Genomic DNA, 16,576 nt, shown 5'->3' on the forward strand with positions numbered 1-16,576 from the left:
TTTTAAATAGATTCAGAAAGGAGATAAGTTATGAAAAAAACTGGGTTAAATGAAATTAGAAAAGAATTTTTAGATTTTTTTAACGAGAAAGAACATTTAGTTGTTCCAAGTTTTTCATTAGTACCAAAAAATGACAAGAGTTTACTATTAATAAATGCAGGAATGGCACCATTAAAACCATATTTTACAGGCTCACAGGAACCACCAAAAAGAAGGATGGCGACCTGTCAAAAATGTGTTAGGACTGGAGACATTGAAAATGTAGGTAAAACAGCAAGGCATGCTACCTTCTTTGAAATGCTAGGTAACTTTTCTTTTGGAGATTATTTTAAGAAGGAAGCAATTGAATGGGCATGGGAGTTCATGACTGAACGAATGGGAATTCCAGAAGATAAGCTTTGGGTTTCAGTTTATTATGAAGATGATGAAGCGTATGAAATATGGAATAGACATATAGGAATTAAACCAGAGAGAATTGTGAAATTAGGTAAGGAAGATAACTTTTGGGAGCTTGAAGTGGGACCATGTGGACCTTGTTCTGAAATATACGTAGATAGAGGAGAAAAATACGGATGTGGTAAGGAAAGCTGTAAGCCAGGATGTGATTGTGATAGATATGTAGAAGTATGGAATCTAGTATTTTCACAATTTGATAAGGACGAAGAAGGAAATTATAATCCTGTTCCACATCCAAATATTGATACTGGTATGGGTCTTGAAAGAATAGCAGCTGTAATGCAGGATGCAGGAAGTATATTTGATACTGATGTCATTAAATCATTGAGACAAAAGGTTGAAGAGGTAAGTAAGAGTTCTTATGGACAAAACGAAAAAACAGATATGTCTATAAGAGTAATTACTGATCATATTAGAGCAGCAACTTTTTTAGTTTCAGATGGAGTATTACCAAGTAATGAAGGAAGAGGCTATATACTAAGAAGACTTATTAGAAGAGCTGCAAGACATGGAAAGCTATTAGGAATTGAAAATGATTTTCTAAATGCTTTAGCAGCAACTGTAGTAGAGTTATGGGGAGAAGCATATCCAGATTTAATAGACAGACTGCCACAGGTTCAGAAAATAATTAAGGTTGAAGAGGAAAAATTCCAAGAAACTATAGATCAGGGAATAAGTATATTAAATGAATATATTAAGGACATGAAAGATAATGATGAAAAGGTGCTAAAAGGTAAATCAGCATTTAAATTATATGACACCTATGGATTTCCACTTGATTTAACTAAGGAAATTATAGAAGAGCATGGGTTGGCAGTTGATGAGACTGAGTTCAACTCAGAAATGGAAAAACAAAGAGAAAGAGCTAGAAAGGCGAGAGAAGAAGGGGACAACCAAGCATGGAGTAAAGACAGTCAATTGTCTATTGACAGCACATTAAATACTGAGTTTGTCGGATATACTGAGACTTCTTTTAATTCAAAAATAATTGCAGTTCTAAAGGATGAAGATACAACTGAAGCTTTAAACTTAAATGAGAAGGGTATAATATTATTAGACAAGACTCCTTTTTATCCAGAAGGGGGAGGGCAAGTAGGTGATACAGGTATATTAAGAGGAAATGAGTTTATTGCTAAAGTTACTGATACAAAGAAAAATAGCATTGGGCAAATTTTACATTTTGTTGAGATAGTTGAAGGTACATTAAAAGATGGAGCTGAGGTTTTGGCAGAAATAGATAAGACAGAAAGATTATCTACTGCTAGAAATCACTCTGTAACACACTTACTCCACAAAGCTTTAAAAGAGGTGCTTGGAGATCATGTTAATCAAGCTGGTTCATTAGTAATGCCAGATAGATTGAGATTTGACTTTACTCATTTTGAAGCTTTGAAAAGAGAAGAGCTTGATAGAATAGAGGAAATAGTCAATGATAAGATATTTGAAGGACTAGAAGTAAGAGCTATTGAAACTACATTGGATGATGCTAGAAGGCAAGGAGCAGCTGCACTATTTGATGAGAAGTACGGGGATGTGGTTAGATTAGTAAAAATGGGAGACTATAGTAAGGAATTATGTGGTGGTACTCATGTTTCAAACTCAAGTCAAATAGGTATTTTTAAGATAATAAGCGAATCTGGAATAGCTTCCGGAGTAAGGAGAATTGAAGCTATTACAGGAAAAAAAGCATATGAAGAGTTTGTACAAATGGATATGCAGATATTAAAGATGGCGGATATCTTAAAGACAAATAAGAGAGATGTTACTAATAGAGTTCAACAGATAGCTGATGAAGCAAAAAACTTAGAAAAAGAGCTAGAAAAACTAAAATCAGATTTGGCTATGTCCAAATTAGATGATATAATTAATGATAGCTTTGAAGTAAATGGGATTAAAGTAATTAGTAAGAGAATTGATGGAATGGATATGAATAGCCTAAGGCAACTTGGAGATAAAACAAGAGACTCAATCAATTCTGTAGTAGTTGTTTTTGGATCAGTACTAGAAGATAAAGTTTCTTTTGTTGCTATGGCAACAAAGGACTTAGTAAGTAAAGGAATCCACGCTGGAAATATTATAAGAGAAGTAGCAAAGGTAACTGGAGGCGGTGGAGGGGGACGCCCAGATATGGCACAAGCTGGAGGTAAGGACCCTGCTAAAATTGATGATGCTTTGAGTATAGTAAAGGACATTGTATTATCTCAGCTTAAGTAACTTTACTATTCTGTAACATTAATGTGGAAACATGATGGAAATATCAAATATAAAATTCTTTTGTGTTTCCACATAATGTACAGTTTTATCAAATATATGTATACAATTAAAAAATTATGATATAAATATATAAGGGGGTGTTTTCATGAACAGTTTTAATCAAACAATGAAATTCAGTGTTTCAAAGGATAATAAAAGTGAGGCTGAAGAGATATTGTTTTCAGTTTATGAAGCATTAGAAGAAAAAGGTTATAATCCAATTAACCAAATAATAGGCTACATATTATCTGGAGATCCTACTTATATAACTAGCCATAATAATGCAAGAACTTTAGTTAGAAAATTGGAAAGAGATGAACTTTTAGAAGAAATTCTTAAAAAGTATTTAGGAAAAAATAGCTAGGAGAGGTTTAATTGCTAGGTAATTTACAGAAGAAAAGCATAATTATCACTGTCTTAATACTATTTACGTTTTTTTCATCAGTTACATATGCTGAGGATAATATTAACTATAATAATAAGGTTTTTATGATTATAGTTAATAGATTGTCTTTATCAGACATCGAATATATGGATAATCTGCAATCTATAATTGAAGATGGAAGTATAGGTCTAATGAATACAAGAGGAGCGGTAGGATATAAAGGAGCAGATAGTTTTATAACAATAAGTGCTTCATCAAAGTCCTACTCAAGCTATGAGACGGCTAATTTTTTTAATTTGGACAAGGAAGTTAGTAGCATTTACGAAAGAAGAACGGGAAAAACTCCAGAAGGCTACAGTATCGCTAATATTGAAATTAATAAACTAAATAATTTAAATAATAATAGAACTAGTAATTCTGTAATAGGTGCTTTAGGAGATAACTTGCATAATAGCGGTCATAAGACAGCAGTATTTGGTAATTCAGATACTGCTGATAGTTTTATAAGAACTAGCTGCTTTATTGCAATGGACAGTAATGGGCTAATAGATTTTGGTAATGTTGACAATGTACTTATGGATGCTAGTGACTATCCTTTTGGTATTAAAATAAATTTTAACAAAATATTGTATGAAATACAGGATACTAAATCAAAGGCATCTCTTTTTGTAATTGAAACAGGTGATCTTGATAGGCTTAACAAGTACAGCAAGAACCTTACTGAAGAAATGTTCTTTGAACAGAGAAAAATAATTCTAAAGGATATAGATGAGTTTATTTGGAATCTATTTACAGAAGTTATTGATGAAAAATCAATGCTTATAATAGCCAGCCCAAATTCACCAGAAGACAAAGTAGATAATAGCAAGCTATCCCCACTTATTGTTTGGGATGGAGGAAAGACTAATGGTATTTTAACATCAGGGACCACCAGAAGGGATGGGATAGTATCAAATATAGACATAGCTCCAACTGTTACAAGCTATCTAGGAGCTAATAATGAGAACTTTATTGGACATGTAATAAGTGCATCAAGGGTTAATGGAAAGCTAGATTTTGTAAAGGAGCTTAATGCAAGGGTAAATACAGTTTCGAGCCTCAGAGCACCATATTTAAATTTTTACTGCTTTTTAATCATATCTATTATTGTGCTAGGTCTATTTGTTATGTTTATTAAAAGGTTTAACTTTGGCGGAAAATTTCGGGCGATGAACTCATTAATATTACTGATATTAACTTTACCACTTGTTTTTTTATTAATAGCATACTTTAACCTAGTTAATTCTTTTATTTTCTTAATAACCTCTTTACTAATGGTATTAGTTATACTTGTTATTATGAGATTTATTAAAAATGATAATAGAATTATATTATTATTAACTATAACTTATCTATCATTAGTAATAGATTTGGTTACTGGAGGGAATCTATTAAGATATTCTATACTAAGTTATGATCCAATTATAGGTGCTAGATTTTTTGGGATTGGAAATGAGTTTGCAGGTGTTATTTTAGCTTCAATGGCAATGATTACAGCATTATATATGGAGAAAACAAGAGGAAACAAGCTATTTTTGATAATATTACCAATTACTATTGTTTGTGTTTCTCATCCTAATCTTGGAGTAAACTTAGGGGGTACTATTTCAGTACTGTTTACATCTATAGTATACTTATTACTTATATTTAAGGTTAATATCAATTTGAAAAAAACTATTTTTATTGGTATTATAGTTTTATCATTCATTCTACTCATGGGTATAGTTGATATTTATATAAATCCTAATCCTTCACACTTAGGTAGGACACTTTTAGTGATTATTAATAGTGGCCCAATGTATCTAGTAAATGTTATGTTAAGAAAAGTACAAATGAATGTAAAACTAATGGGAAGCTCCATATGGTCAAGGGTTTTATTGGTAACAATTTTTGCCGAAATAAGTATACTATTGAGATGTAAAAAGAAAGTTGTTTTATTTATTGAAAATAATAGATACTTTTCTGCTGGGATTATCAGTACTCTTTTAGGTAGTATTGTAGGATTATTAGTTAATGATTCAGGGGTTTTATTAGCTGCTATAGCGAATACTTATTTAGTAGGTATTATGATGTATTGTATGTTAGATTTAATGAGTGAAAATTAGGGAAGTGACATAATGAAAAACAGAGTTTTAGGAGACACTGGTATTAAAGTATCTGAATTATGCTTTGGTTCATTGACAATTGGCCCTTTACAAGCTAATTTAGATATTTCAGAAGGTGCAGAAATTATAAGCTATGCTTTTAGTAAAGGCATTAATTTTATCGATACAGCAGAAATATATAATAACTATGAACATATTAGGGAAGCTTTAAAAACTGTAAACAGAAAAGATATAGTTATAGCTACAAAGTCATATTCTTATTCAAATGAAACTGCTGAAAAAAGTTTATATAAAGCATTAAATGAATTAGATACAGATTATATTGACATATTTCTTCTTCATGAACAGGAAAGCATACATACTCTTCGCGGACATTATGAAGCAATTGAGTATTTTATGAAAGCCAAAGAAAAAGGGATTATTAGAGCTATTGGCATATCTACCCATAGAGTAGAGGCTGTATTGGCCGCTAATCAATATAGAGAGATTGAAGTAATTCACCCTATAATCAATAAAATTGGAATAGGCATACAGGATGGAACTATAGATGATATGATAAACGCCATTAAAATCTCTTATAGCAGTGGAAAAGGTATTTATGGTATGAAGCCATTAGGAGGAGGACATTTAATAAAGGATGTAGAAGGGGCAGTAGAATTTGTTAGAAGCGTGCCTTATTTGCATTCATTTGCCATGGGAATGCAAAGTAAAGACGAAGTAGATGCAAATATAAATCTAATAAATAATAATTACATTCCAGATGATATAAAGCAGAGAATTAATAAAAAAGAGAGAAGGCTACAAGTCGCTGACTGGTGTATAGGATGTGGCTCTTGTGTAAAAACTTGTAAGAACAACGGAATACACTTAATTAATAATAAGGCAGTACCTGATATGGAAAAATGCGTACTTTGTGGCTATTGTGCAAGAAAATGTCCAGAGTTTTGTATAAAGGTTATATAAATGGAGGAATTTATGAGAAGGATAATGGGGTTAGATGTGGGGGATAGAACTATTGGAGTAGCGGTAAGCGATCCTCTAGGTATTACTGCCCAAGGAATTACTACTATTAGAAGAAAGGGAATTAAAAGCGATTTTAGTGAATTAGAGGCATTGATTGAACAATATAATGTTTGTAAGGTAGTTATTGGATTACCTAAGAACATGAACAATACTATTGGAGCTCAGGGAGAAAAGGTATTGCAATTTGTAGAAAAGTTCAAGAATAATTTTAGTCTTGAAGTAGTATTACAGGACGAAAGACTAACTACAGTGTCTGCTGAGAGGATGCTTATTGATGCTGATGTAAGTAGAAAAAAAAGAAAGGATGTAATTGATAAAGTAGCAGCGACCTACATTTTAAACTCTTATCTTGATAAAAATAAAAAAGGAGATTGATTATATGTCAAACGATGAAAATATTATTTCACTAATAGATGAAAATGGTAAGGAGCATAAATTTGAAGTGATGGCAACCTTTGATATAGAGGAAAATGAATATGCTGTATTGTTTCCTTTAGCCAAAGAAGAGGAAGATGAAGGAGCATATATTTTAAGAATTGAATATGATGAGAATGGAGAATTGTTATTGGTAAATATAGAAGATGAAGAGGAATTAGAGAACGCAATAGCTGTTTATGAAGCTATTGCTGACGAAATACTATAGCAATTTTTATAGAACATCTAAATCAATAGGCAAAATTTACTTACATATTTGTTGACTTTTACTTGTTATAATAATAGACTATAAATTAGAAAGCAAATAAGCAGGTGGAGCGATGGAAAATTTTTTTGATGATTTGAAAATTAGACTTAAAGAAAAGGGATATAAGCTGACAACACAGAGAAGAGTTATACTAGATGTAATCTTAGATAATCAAGGTAAACATTTAAGTCCTGAAGAAATATATGATAGCGTAAGAGATAGGTATCCAGAAATTGGGCTTGCTACTGTTTATAGAACGTTGCAGCTATTTGAACAATTAAATATTATTTACAAACTTAACTTTAATGATGGGTGTAGCAGATATGAGCTAAGTTCTTCTTCTAATGATCACCAGCATCATCACCTTATTTGTTTGAGTTGTGGTAAGGTTTTAGAGGTAGAATTGGACTTACTAGAGAATCTTGAATCGGAAATCGAAAAACAGAAAAAATTTAGAGTAATTGATCATAATGTAAAGTTTTTTGGTTATTGTGAAGATTGTAAGTAGTTAATCCCAGTTTGGGATTTATTTTTTTAGCAAAGATTAGGGAGATATAAATAAAGAAAAAATACCATGAAATAAGCTCGTTTGTATGTAATCTATGTTTGAAATTTTTAACGCTTTTATGGGTAGAATAGTATTTAGAAGTAAAAAGAGATGCATGAAGTGGTATTTAATTTTGGGATAGAATTATAGGGCGTGAGCATTTATATATTTATATGTAACATAAAAGGAGAGTGAAAAGGTGACAAGAAAACTGTCAAAATTAAAAATAATTCCTTTAGGAGGACTGAATGAAGTAGGAAAAAACATTACCGTAATCGAGTATGAGGACGATATTATTATTATTGATTGTGGAATGATTTTCCCAGAAGATGAAATGCTGGGAATAGATGTAGTTATACCTGACATAACATATCTTTTAAAAAACAAAGAAAAAATTAAAGGTATAGTATTGACGCATGGACATGAGGACCATGTTGGTGCATTACCATATGTATTAAAAAAGATTAATATACCTATATTTGGGGCTAAACTTACTCTTGGACTTGTTGAGAATAAATTGAAAGAACATAATATTAATAACGCTGTATTAAATATAGTCAATCCATCACAAAGCATAAAGCTTGGACAATTTGAAATTGATTTCATTAGAACAACTCATAGTATACCAGACTCTTTAGCCTTAGCTATTCATACACCAGTTGGAACTATAGTTCATACGGGAGACTTTAAAGTAGATTACACCCCAATAAATGGAGAAGCCATGGATTTTCATAAATTCGCTGAACTAGGGAAAAAAGGTGTTTTGGTGCTTTTAGCTGATAGTACGAATGTAGAGAGACCAGGATATACGATGTCAGAAAAAACAGTTGGGGATACATTTAATGATATATTTTTAACTGCTAAGCAAAGAATCATCGTTGCCACTTTTGCTTCTAATATTCATAGAGTACAACAGATAATTAATGCAGCAGTTCTCTTTGATAGAAAAGTTGTTGTATCAGGAAGAAGCATGGTAAATGTAGTGAAGGTAGCTACAGAATTAGGCTATTTAGAAGTTCCTGAAGGTACCCTAATCGATATAAATGACATGAACAGATTCCCAAGCAATAAAATAGTAGTTATAACTACGGGCAGCCAGGGAGAGCCTATGTCGGCATTAGCGAGAATTGCATCATCAGAACATAAGAAGATGGACTTAATGCCAGGAGATTTAGTTATAATATCAGCTAGTCCAATTCCAGGAAATGAAAAGACAGTATCTAAGGTTATAAATCAATTGTTTAAAAAAGGGGCACATGTAATTTACGAAGCTTTAGCCGATGTGCACGTGTCAGGTCATGCTTGTCAGGAGGAATTAAAACTAATTCATACAATACTAAAACCTAAGTTCTTTATTCCTGTTCATGGCGAGTATAGACATTTAAAGCAGCATGCCGAGCTAGCTCAAGAACTTGGGATGCAAAAAGAGAATATTTTTATAGCTGAAAATGGATCAGTAGTTGAATTTACGAAGGATAGTGGAACTATAAGTGGGACTGTACCTGCAGGTAACATTCTAGTTGATGGACTAGGAGTTGGGGATGTAGGAAATATAGTGCTTAGAGATAGAAAGCACCTCTCTGAGGATGGCCTTATAGTAGTAGTAGTTACTATAAGCAAGCAAGAAGGATATGTAATTTCAGGACCAGATATAGTATCAAGAGGTTTCGTATATGTTAGAGAATCAGAGGATCTAATGGAGGAGGCCAGAACAGTTGTAAGAGATGTGTTGGCTGAATGTGAAAAAAATAAAATTACCGATTGGGCTACATTAAAATCTAGTATTAAGGATGCATTGAGGAATTTCTTATATGAAAAGATTAAGAGAAATCCAATGATTCTCCCAATTATTATGGAGGTATAAAGGTCGTAGTTTTTACTACGACTTCTCTTTGTGAATTAGAGGATGTTCATAAAAGAAAATTCTACAAGATGATTTTTTAAGAGCATCTATTGGTGGTAAATTCTTGAATAAAAGTATATGTTCAATATAATTATTGGAGGGAAGTATGAAAAGTACTAAGCATTTATCAAAGGCAGGAATGATAGCTGCATTATATGTTATTTTAGTAATCATTGAGATACCTTTAGGTCAACTTGCTTATGGACCTATTCAAGTGAGATTTGCAGAAGCACTAGTATTGTTACCTTTAGTAGAAGTAGCAGCTATACCGGGAGTTTTTGTAGGTTGTATAATATCAAATTTAATACTAACCTTTACTTCAGGATTTGGTCTTATAGATGTTATTGGAGGAAGTCTAGTAACATTGGTTTCAGCTTATTTAACTAGCAAGATGCCAAATAAAATTTTAGGGATTCTACCTCCGGTTATATTAAATGCTCTAATAGTTTCCTTATGGGTATCTTCTTTCTTTCCAGAAATGAGTTATTGGGTTGTGGCAGCAGGTATAGGATTAGGTGAATTGGTGGCTGTAGGTTTATTTGGTAATGTAGTATTATATGCATATAGTAGAATGAAGAAGAGTGGATACGACAAGTTCTAGTGAAATGAGAAAGGATATATAATAAACCAATTTAAGAGATTATATTTTTGGTTTAACGTAATTAAATTATGCAAACCAAAGTAACAATGTCTTTTATTGCTGAACTTTGTTTGTAGTCCTTGTATTTATGATAGTAAATATTGTATAATTTAAGAAACAATAAGCTAAAGGGGGAGCGTTATGACCCAAACCATTGAAAATAATAAAAAAAGAAGGAAAAAACCTATTTTACTGTATTTTTTTATTATTATGCTTATCATTGTTTTAGTAGGCATATATGGTGTTAAAAAGTATGTGGACAACCAATTAAAGCCAATAGCAATAGATAATATTAAGGAAGTACAAGTCACAATTCCTAAAGGTTCATCGTCAAGTAAGATTGCTAAAATTCTAAAGGATAATAATCTTATTAGAAATGAATTGGTATTTAGATTGTTTGCTAAGTATGAAAAAATGGATAATAAATTTAAAGCAGGAAAATATGTCTTTAACACTGGAATGACTCAAGAGGAAATTATGGGTAAGTTAGTAGAAGGTGGAATTTCAAAGGATGCTATTACCTTTACTATTCCAGAGGGTTTCGAATTGAAGCAAATAGCAGAGAGATTACATGAGATGAACTTAGCTGATAAAGATACTTTCCTTGAGTTAGCTTCAAAGGTGTCAAATTTTTCTTCAGAGTATGAATTTTTAAAGGAAGTACCAGAAGAATTATCTTTAGAAGGTTATTTGTATCCAGATACCTATGAGGTCTATGTTGATGCAAGTGAGAAAGATATAATTAGAAAAATGTTAAATAGATTTGATAATCTATATACTGATGAAATAAAAGCTAAAGCAAAGGAATTAAATTTAGACTTAAATCAAGTCATAACTCTAGCATCAATTATTGAAAGAGAAGGTAGAGCAGAAAGCGAAAGAGAAATAATATCTGCTGTTTTTCATAACAGAATAAAGGCTGGTATGATGCTACAATCATGTGCAACAGTACAGTATATTCTAGGTGAAAGAAAACCTGTTTTATCAACTGAGGATACATTAATTGACTCACCTTATAATACCTATATTAATACTGGCTTGCCACCCGGACCTATTGCTTCACCTGGAATAAAGTCTATAGAAGCGGCAGTTAATCCTGCTGATGTAAATTATATGTATTTTGTTTTTAATGAGGATGAGGAAGGGACCCATACTTTTAGTGTAACATATGAGGAGCATAAAAAAGCCAAAAATAGAATCCGAAAAAAGTAGCTATTTTTGATTTGCATAAGAGCAATCTAGGCATTTTGATAATATTTAATTAGTATCACATTATACTTTGTTGGACAGAATATTTTTAAGTAAAGCAAATACGTGGTGACTTTACCACGTATTATTTATGACCTAACTCGATTGGTTTGAGTGTTTTTAAATGAATCGTAGAAAGGTTAAATGCAATGAAAACCAAATTTGCACTACATTATTAGGAAGTGAACAAATTTGTGTTTTAAAGTTGCAGTAAAAATGACTTTTACAGTAAGGAGAGAGTTCTTTGAGTAATATAAATGAAAGTAGTGTAGAGGAATATATAAGGAGCCTAGTTCCGAGGAGAGAAAGCTTCTTAATGGAATTAGAAATGTACGCAAAGCTTAATCATGTTCCAATAATCCACCCTGAAGTTGCTCAATTAATTAGAGTTTTACTCAATATTGCAAAGCCAAAGAGAATTTTAGAAATCGGTACTGCAATAGGGTACTCCGCACTGATAATGGCTAGTGTTATAGAGAGAGATGGTAGAATCATATCTATAGAAAAAAGAGAAGATATGATAAATATGGCTGAAAAAAATATACATGACAGTGGATATTCTGATATGATAAAAATAATTAAGGGTGAGGCTGAGGAAGTATTACCAAATATTAATGATGAATTTGATTTTATATTTATAGATGCAGCAAAGGGACAATACATGGAGTTCTTTCCTCATTGTATAAGAAATTTAGCTGAAGGTGGCATTATTCTTTCAGATAATGTTTTATATAAAGGTATGGTTGCTAGTGATGATTTAGTATTGAGAAGAAAGAAGACTATTGTTAAGAGAATGAGAAGTTATCTAGATTATATAACTAGTAATAAGGACCTAGAATCTAGTGTAATACCAATTGGAGATGGAGTTGCTATTACTTACAAAAAGGAGGTAGAAAAAAATGAATAGACCTGAACTTTTAGCTCCTGCAGGAGACCTAGAAAAGCTTAAGATGGCCATAATTTACGGTGCAGATGCTGTTTTTTTAGGTGGAGAAGCATTTGGTCTTAGGGCTTCTTCAAAGAATTTTTCAATTGATCAAATTAAAGAGGGCTTAGAGTTTGCTCATAATAGGGGAAGAAAAGTATATGTGACTTTAAATATTATTCCACATAATGAGGATATGGAAGGCCTACCTGAATATGTAAAGACTTTAAATGACATAGGAGTAGATGCTGTAATTGTATCTGATCCAGGTGTAGTTACAGTAGTAAAAGAAAATGCCCCAAATATGGAGATTCACCTTAGTACTCAGGCTAACACTACTAATTATTTATCAGCAAATTTCTGGTACAAAGTAGGTGTAAAAAGGATAGTATTGGCTAGAGAATTGTCTATGGATGAAATCAAGGAGATTATTTCTAAAACTCCACCTGAGCTAGAAATTGAAACATTTATTCATGGTGCAATGTGTATTTCATATTCAGGAAGATGCCTCTTGAGTAATTATATGGCTAGTAGAGATGCTAATAGAGGTGAGTGTGCTCAATCATGTAGGTGGAAATATAATTTAGTAGAGGAAAAAAGACCTAGTGAATACTATCCAATATATGAGGATGAACAAGGAACCTTTATTATGAACTCTAAAGATCTATGCATGATAGAACATATCCCTGAGCTTATAGATTCAGGAATAACTAGCTTTAAAATAGAGGGTAGAATGAAAAGTCCATATTATGTTGCCACAGTAGTAAGGGCATATAGAATGGCAATAGATGAATATCTAGCTGACCCGTCAAATTATCAATTTAATCCAAAATGGTTAGAGGAAGTTAAGAAGGCAAGCCATAGAGATCATACAACTGGTTTTTATTTCGGGAAACCTTCAGGAAATGAGCAGCTATATACTAGCAGCTCATATATAAGAACATATGATTTTCTAGGGGTTGTGCTTGGTTATAATAGCGATACAGGTATAGCAACAGTAGAACAAAGAAACAGAATCTTTGTTGGTGATAATATTGAGGTTTTTGGACCGTACAAAGAGCATTTTAATCAAATAATTGAAAAAATGTGGGACAAAGATGATAAAGAGATTAGTGTAGCACCTCACGCACAGCAGATTATAAAAGTTAAAATGGATAAACCTGTAGAAGCTTGGGACATTATAAGAAAACCTAGAGAGGAATGATAGTTTTGAATAGACCTATATTAATTGGTATTACTGGAGGTACTGGCTCAGGAAAAAGTACTGTTGCAATGGAAATCTTCAGTTCGCTGCCAGAAAAGAACATAGTCATTATTGAGCAAGATTCATACTATAAGGATCAGAGCCATCTATCCTTTGAGGAAAGAGTTAAAACTAATTATGATCATCCATTTGCTTTTGACAATGACCTTCTTATAGAACATCTAAAGACTTTAATGGATGGAGAGCCAATAAATAAACCTATCTATAACTTTGAAGAGCACACTAGAAGAAAAGAAACTATAACAGTTTATCCTAAGGATATAATAATTCTAGAAGGAATTCTGATACTTGATGATATTAGAATTAGAGAATTATTAGATATTAAGATATTTGTTGATACAGATTCTGATGTAAGAATCATTCGAAGAATAACAAGGGATATCAAAGAAAGAGGAAGAACCTTAGATTCTGTTATAGAACAATATATGACAACTGTTAGGCCAGCACATATGCAGTTTATTGAGCCAAGCAAGAGATATGCAGATATTATCATTCCTGAAGGAGGATACAATAAAGTAGCTATTGATCTTATGGTTACAAAGGTTAAATCAATAATTTCAAAATAAACATTATACCTCTATACTAAGTTGGGAATAATTATTCTTAGACTTATATGGAGGTTTTATTTATGGATAGGAAAACTAGGAATAAAATTTATTCTAGAGCAATGAAATTTGCAGTTATTTCATTTATGGCCTTTACAATACTTTCAATGAGACTATTTTGGATACAAATAGTAAAAGGGCAAAAATATGGACTTGAAGCTGGGAAGCAATATGTAAGAGAGATTAGGGTAGCTCCTGCAAGAGGAAATATTTTTGATAGGAATAATATTCAATTAACTAATAATAAAACAGAAAAGACAGTCTTTATATTAAAGGATGTTGTGATAAGCGACAATAGTATACTAGCGAGTCTCAAGGAAACTTTTAATTTTACAGAAAAAGATATAGAAATTATAAGAAAATCTAATAATAGAGTTGTTGAGTTGCCTTTAAGAACAGAAATTAAAGAAAATATTGCAGTTAGGGGGGTAATAGTAGAAGACAAAGTATTTAGATATAATGGAAATAACTTACTTTCACATGTAATTGGATATATCAAGAGAAGCGAAAATGTTGGAGAATATGGAATAGAGAAAGAATATGATAGTATTTTAAAGGTAAGTAACAGGTCGGGAATTAAGTATATTGCAGTAGATGGCAAGAATAGAGTTATTCCTGGCATAATGGATACAGAAGTCATAAGTGATAAAAAATCAAGTACCAATAGTATTAAACTAACAGTAGATATTAATATACAAAAGGAAGTAGAAAGAATACTAGATAGCAATAAGGCAAATGGTGCTGCTATAGTAACAGATGTTTTGACAGGGGATATCTTGGCAATGGCAAGTAGGCCTAATTTGAATCAAAATGATATAGGAGCTAATTTTAACAGCAATAGAATGGATTTTTATAATAAGGCTTTAGAAGTATCCTACCCGCCTGGCTCCATATTTAAGACAGTAGTACTTATGACTGCTCTTAGTGAGAATATAATAAGTCTAGATGATACTTTTATATGCCTGGGATATGAAGACTTAGGAAGCTTTCAGATTAGGTGCAATAAAACTGATGGACATGGAGAAATGACAGCATATGAAGCTTTTTCAGAATCTTGTAATTCAGCGTTTATCCAGATAGGAAAGAAAGTAGGAGCAAAAAAAATAATTGAAATGGCAGAAAAATTAGGATTTGGGAAGAGGGTTCAGAATATACTAATTGAATCAGCAGGAAATCTACCTAAAAATGACGAGTTGCTAGGACCTGCTATTGGAAATATATCTATAGGTCAATCTAATATAGAGGTGACACCTTTACAGGTAACTAATATGATGATGATTATAGCAAATGAAGGGATTAAGAAAGACATAGGGATAGTTGATAGTATTGTAACTGAAGACGGCAGATTCGTTAAAAAAGTTATTAGAGAAGAGGATGAAAGGATTTTGCCTACAAGACTTTGCGAACAGATTAAGTACTGTCTTGAAGGTGTTGTAGATAGTGGTACAGCAAAGAATATTGATTTGTCAGGTATTGGTGATGCTGCAGGTAAAACAGGTTCAGCAGAAAACAATAAAAATAATACTCATGCTTGGTTCTCAGGATATTTTCCAAGGGAAAACCCTAGATATGTAATAACAGTTTTTATAGAAGAGGGTGGTTCAGGCGGAATAATAGCTGTACCCATATTCGAGGAAATAGCAAAGAGTATTTTTGATATTGATTTAAAGTAAAGTGTACGTGCACACAAAGATAAGCGCCTTCATATAATTAATTATAGTGCATTATATTATGGAGGTGTTTGCTTTAATGCTAGCAACTGTATTAGCAAGCCTAAGCTTTATTGTCAAGCCTGTTCTGCCTTTAATTGGATATGTTTCTAGTAGTAGCTCTTTTCCAAAACCTCTTTCTCAGGAAGAAGAAGAACATTATTTAATGCTTTATGAACAAGGAGATGAGGAAGCAAAGAATGTTTTGGTAGAAAGAAATTTAAGATTAGTTGCTCATATAGTAAAGAAATATCATAATACTGGAAGAGAAATAGATGACTTAATATCCATTGGTACCATAGGTCTTATAAAAGCTATAACTACATTTGATAGGTGTAAAGGTACAAGGTTAGCAACATATGCTGCAAGATGTATAGATAACGAGATCTTGATGACTATACGTGCATGTAAGAAGACTAAGTCGGAAGTTTCTCTCCATGACCCTATAGGAGTAGATAAGGAAGGCAATGAGCTTTCATTAATTGATATTATGGGAACTGAGCCGGATGAGGTGCTAGATGAGGTAGATTTAAAGATACAAGTTAAAAAGCTATATGCAAAGATGAATAAAGTGTTAAAGGATAGGGAAAAAACAATTATTCAGTTAAGATATGGTTTAATAAATGGAGGGTGCAAAACTCAAAGAGAGATAGCTAAAATGCTGGGCATATCAAGGTCATATGTATCTAGAATAGAAAAAAGGGCTATAAAGAAGTTAAATAAGGCGTTGATGTAAGTAGTTTGAGTAAACTAATAATAATACAGGGACAGGTGATGATACACCTGTTTTTT

Annotated in this window: 15 protein-coding genes; all 15 read left to right on the forward strand. The window is 32.1% G+C overall.

The features are described from left to right. Positions 1–30: 30 nt before the first annotated feature. On the forward strand, positions 31–2,670 hold the full coding sequence (gene alaS / locus DW1_RS08395; RefSeq protein ID WP_074350174.1) for an alanine--tRNA ligase: 2,640 nt from the start codon (positions 31–33) through the stop codon (positions 2,668–2,670). Between the two features lie 145 nt (positions 2,671–2,815). Next, positions 2,816–3,073, forward strand: coding sequence for an IreB family regulatory phosphoprotein (locus tag DW1_RS08400; RefSeq protein WP_074350175.1), 258 nt, complete (start codon positions 2,816–2,818; stop codon positions 3,071–3,073). Between the two features lie 11 nt (positions 3,074–3,084). Beyond that, positions 3,085–5,238: a hypothetical protein gene (locus DW1_RS08405; RefSeq protein ID WP_074350176.1), complete on the forward strand. Its 2,154-nt coding sequence runs from the start codon at positions 3,085–3,087 to the stop codon at positions 5,236–5,238. A 12-nt stretch (positions 5,239–5,250) separates the two neighbouring features. Continuing rightward, on the forward strand, positions 5,251–6,201 hold the full coding sequence (locus DW1_RS08410; RefSeq protein ID WP_074350177.1) for an aldo/keto reductase: 951 nt from the start codon (positions 5,251–5,253) through the stop codon (positions 6,199–6,201). 12 nt (positions 6,202–6,213) lie between these two features. Then, positions 6,214–6,636, forward strand: coding sequence for a Holliday junction resolvase RuvX (ruvX, locus tag DW1_RS08415; protein ID WP_074350178.1), 423 nt, complete (start codon positions 6,214–6,216; stop codon positions 6,634–6,636). Positions 6,637–6,640: 4 nt separating this feature from the next. After that, positions 6,641–6,904, forward strand: coding sequence for a DUF1292 domain-containing protein (locus tag DW1_RS08420; RefSeq protein WP_074350179.1), 264 nt, complete (start codon positions 6,641–6,643; stop codon positions 6,902–6,904). 112 nt (positions 6,905–7,016) lie between these two features. Further along, positions 7,017–7,451: a Fur family transcriptional regulator gene (locus DW1_RS08425; protein WP_074350180.1), complete on the forward strand. Its 435-nt coding sequence runs from the start codon at positions 7,017–7,019 to the stop codon at positions 7,449–7,451. Between the two features lie 238 nt (positions 7,452–7,689). Continuing rightward, positions 7,690–9,354, forward strand: coding sequence for a ribonuclease J (locus DW1_RS08430; RefSeq protein WP_074350181.1), 1,665 nt, complete (start codon positions 7,690–7,692; stop codon positions 9,352–9,354). A 145-nt stretch (positions 9,355–9,499) separates the two neighbouring features. Continuing rightward, positions 9,500–9,994, forward strand: coding sequence for a QueT transporter family protein (locus DW1_RS08435; RefSeq protein WP_074350182.1), 495 nt, complete (start codon positions 9,500–9,502; stop codon positions 9,992–9,994). Between the two features lie 180 nt (positions 9,995–10,174). Next, positions 10,175–11,245, forward strand: coding sequence for an endolytic transglycosylase MltG (gene mltG, locus DW1_RS08440; protein WP_074350183.1), 1,071 nt, complete (start codon positions 10,175–10,177; stop codon positions 11,243–11,245). Between the two features lie 280 nt (positions 11,246–11,525). Next, on the forward strand, positions 11,526–12,188 hold the full coding sequence (locus DW1_RS08445; RefSeq protein WP_074350184.1) for an O-methyltransferase: 663 nt from the start codon (positions 11,526–11,528) through the stop codon (positions 12,186–12,188). Continuing rightward, positions 12,181–13,410 carry a peptidase U32 family protein gene (locus tag DW1_RS08450; RefSeq protein ID WP_074350185.1) on the forward strand — a complete coding sequence of 410 codons (1,230 nt, stop codon included), beginning with the start codon at positions 12,181–12,183 and terminating at the stop codon, positions 13,408–13,410. Before DW1_RS08445 ends, DW1_RS08450 begins: the two co-directional genes overlap by 8 nt. A gap of 5 nt (positions 13,411–13,415) precedes the next feature. Further along, positions 13,416–14,036, forward strand: coding sequence for a uridine kinase (udk, locus tag DW1_RS08455; protein ID WP_074350187.1), 621 nt, complete (start codon positions 13,416–13,418; stop codon positions 14,034–14,036). Between the two features lie 62 nt (positions 14,037–14,098). After that, a complete protein-coding gene (locus DW1_RS08460) occupies positions 14,099–15,748 on the forward strand; it encodes a peptidoglycan D,D-transpeptidase FtsI family protein (protein ID WP_159433573.1) in 1,650 nt (549 codons plus the stop codon). 76 nt (positions 15,749–15,824) lie between these two features. Continuing rightward, positions 15,825–16,520 carry an RNA polymerase sporulation sigma factor SigK gene (gene sigK, locus DW1_RS08465; protein WP_074350186.1) on the forward strand — a complete coding sequence of 232 codons (696 nt, stop codon included), beginning with the start codon at positions 15,825–15,827 and terminating at the stop codon, positions 16,518–16,520. Positions 16,521–16,576 lie beyond the last annotated feature (56 nt).

This window comes from Proteiniborus sp. DW1, from assembly GCF_900095305.1.
Lineage (GTDB): Bacteria > Bacillota > Clostridia > Tissierellales > Proteiniboraceae > Proteiniborus.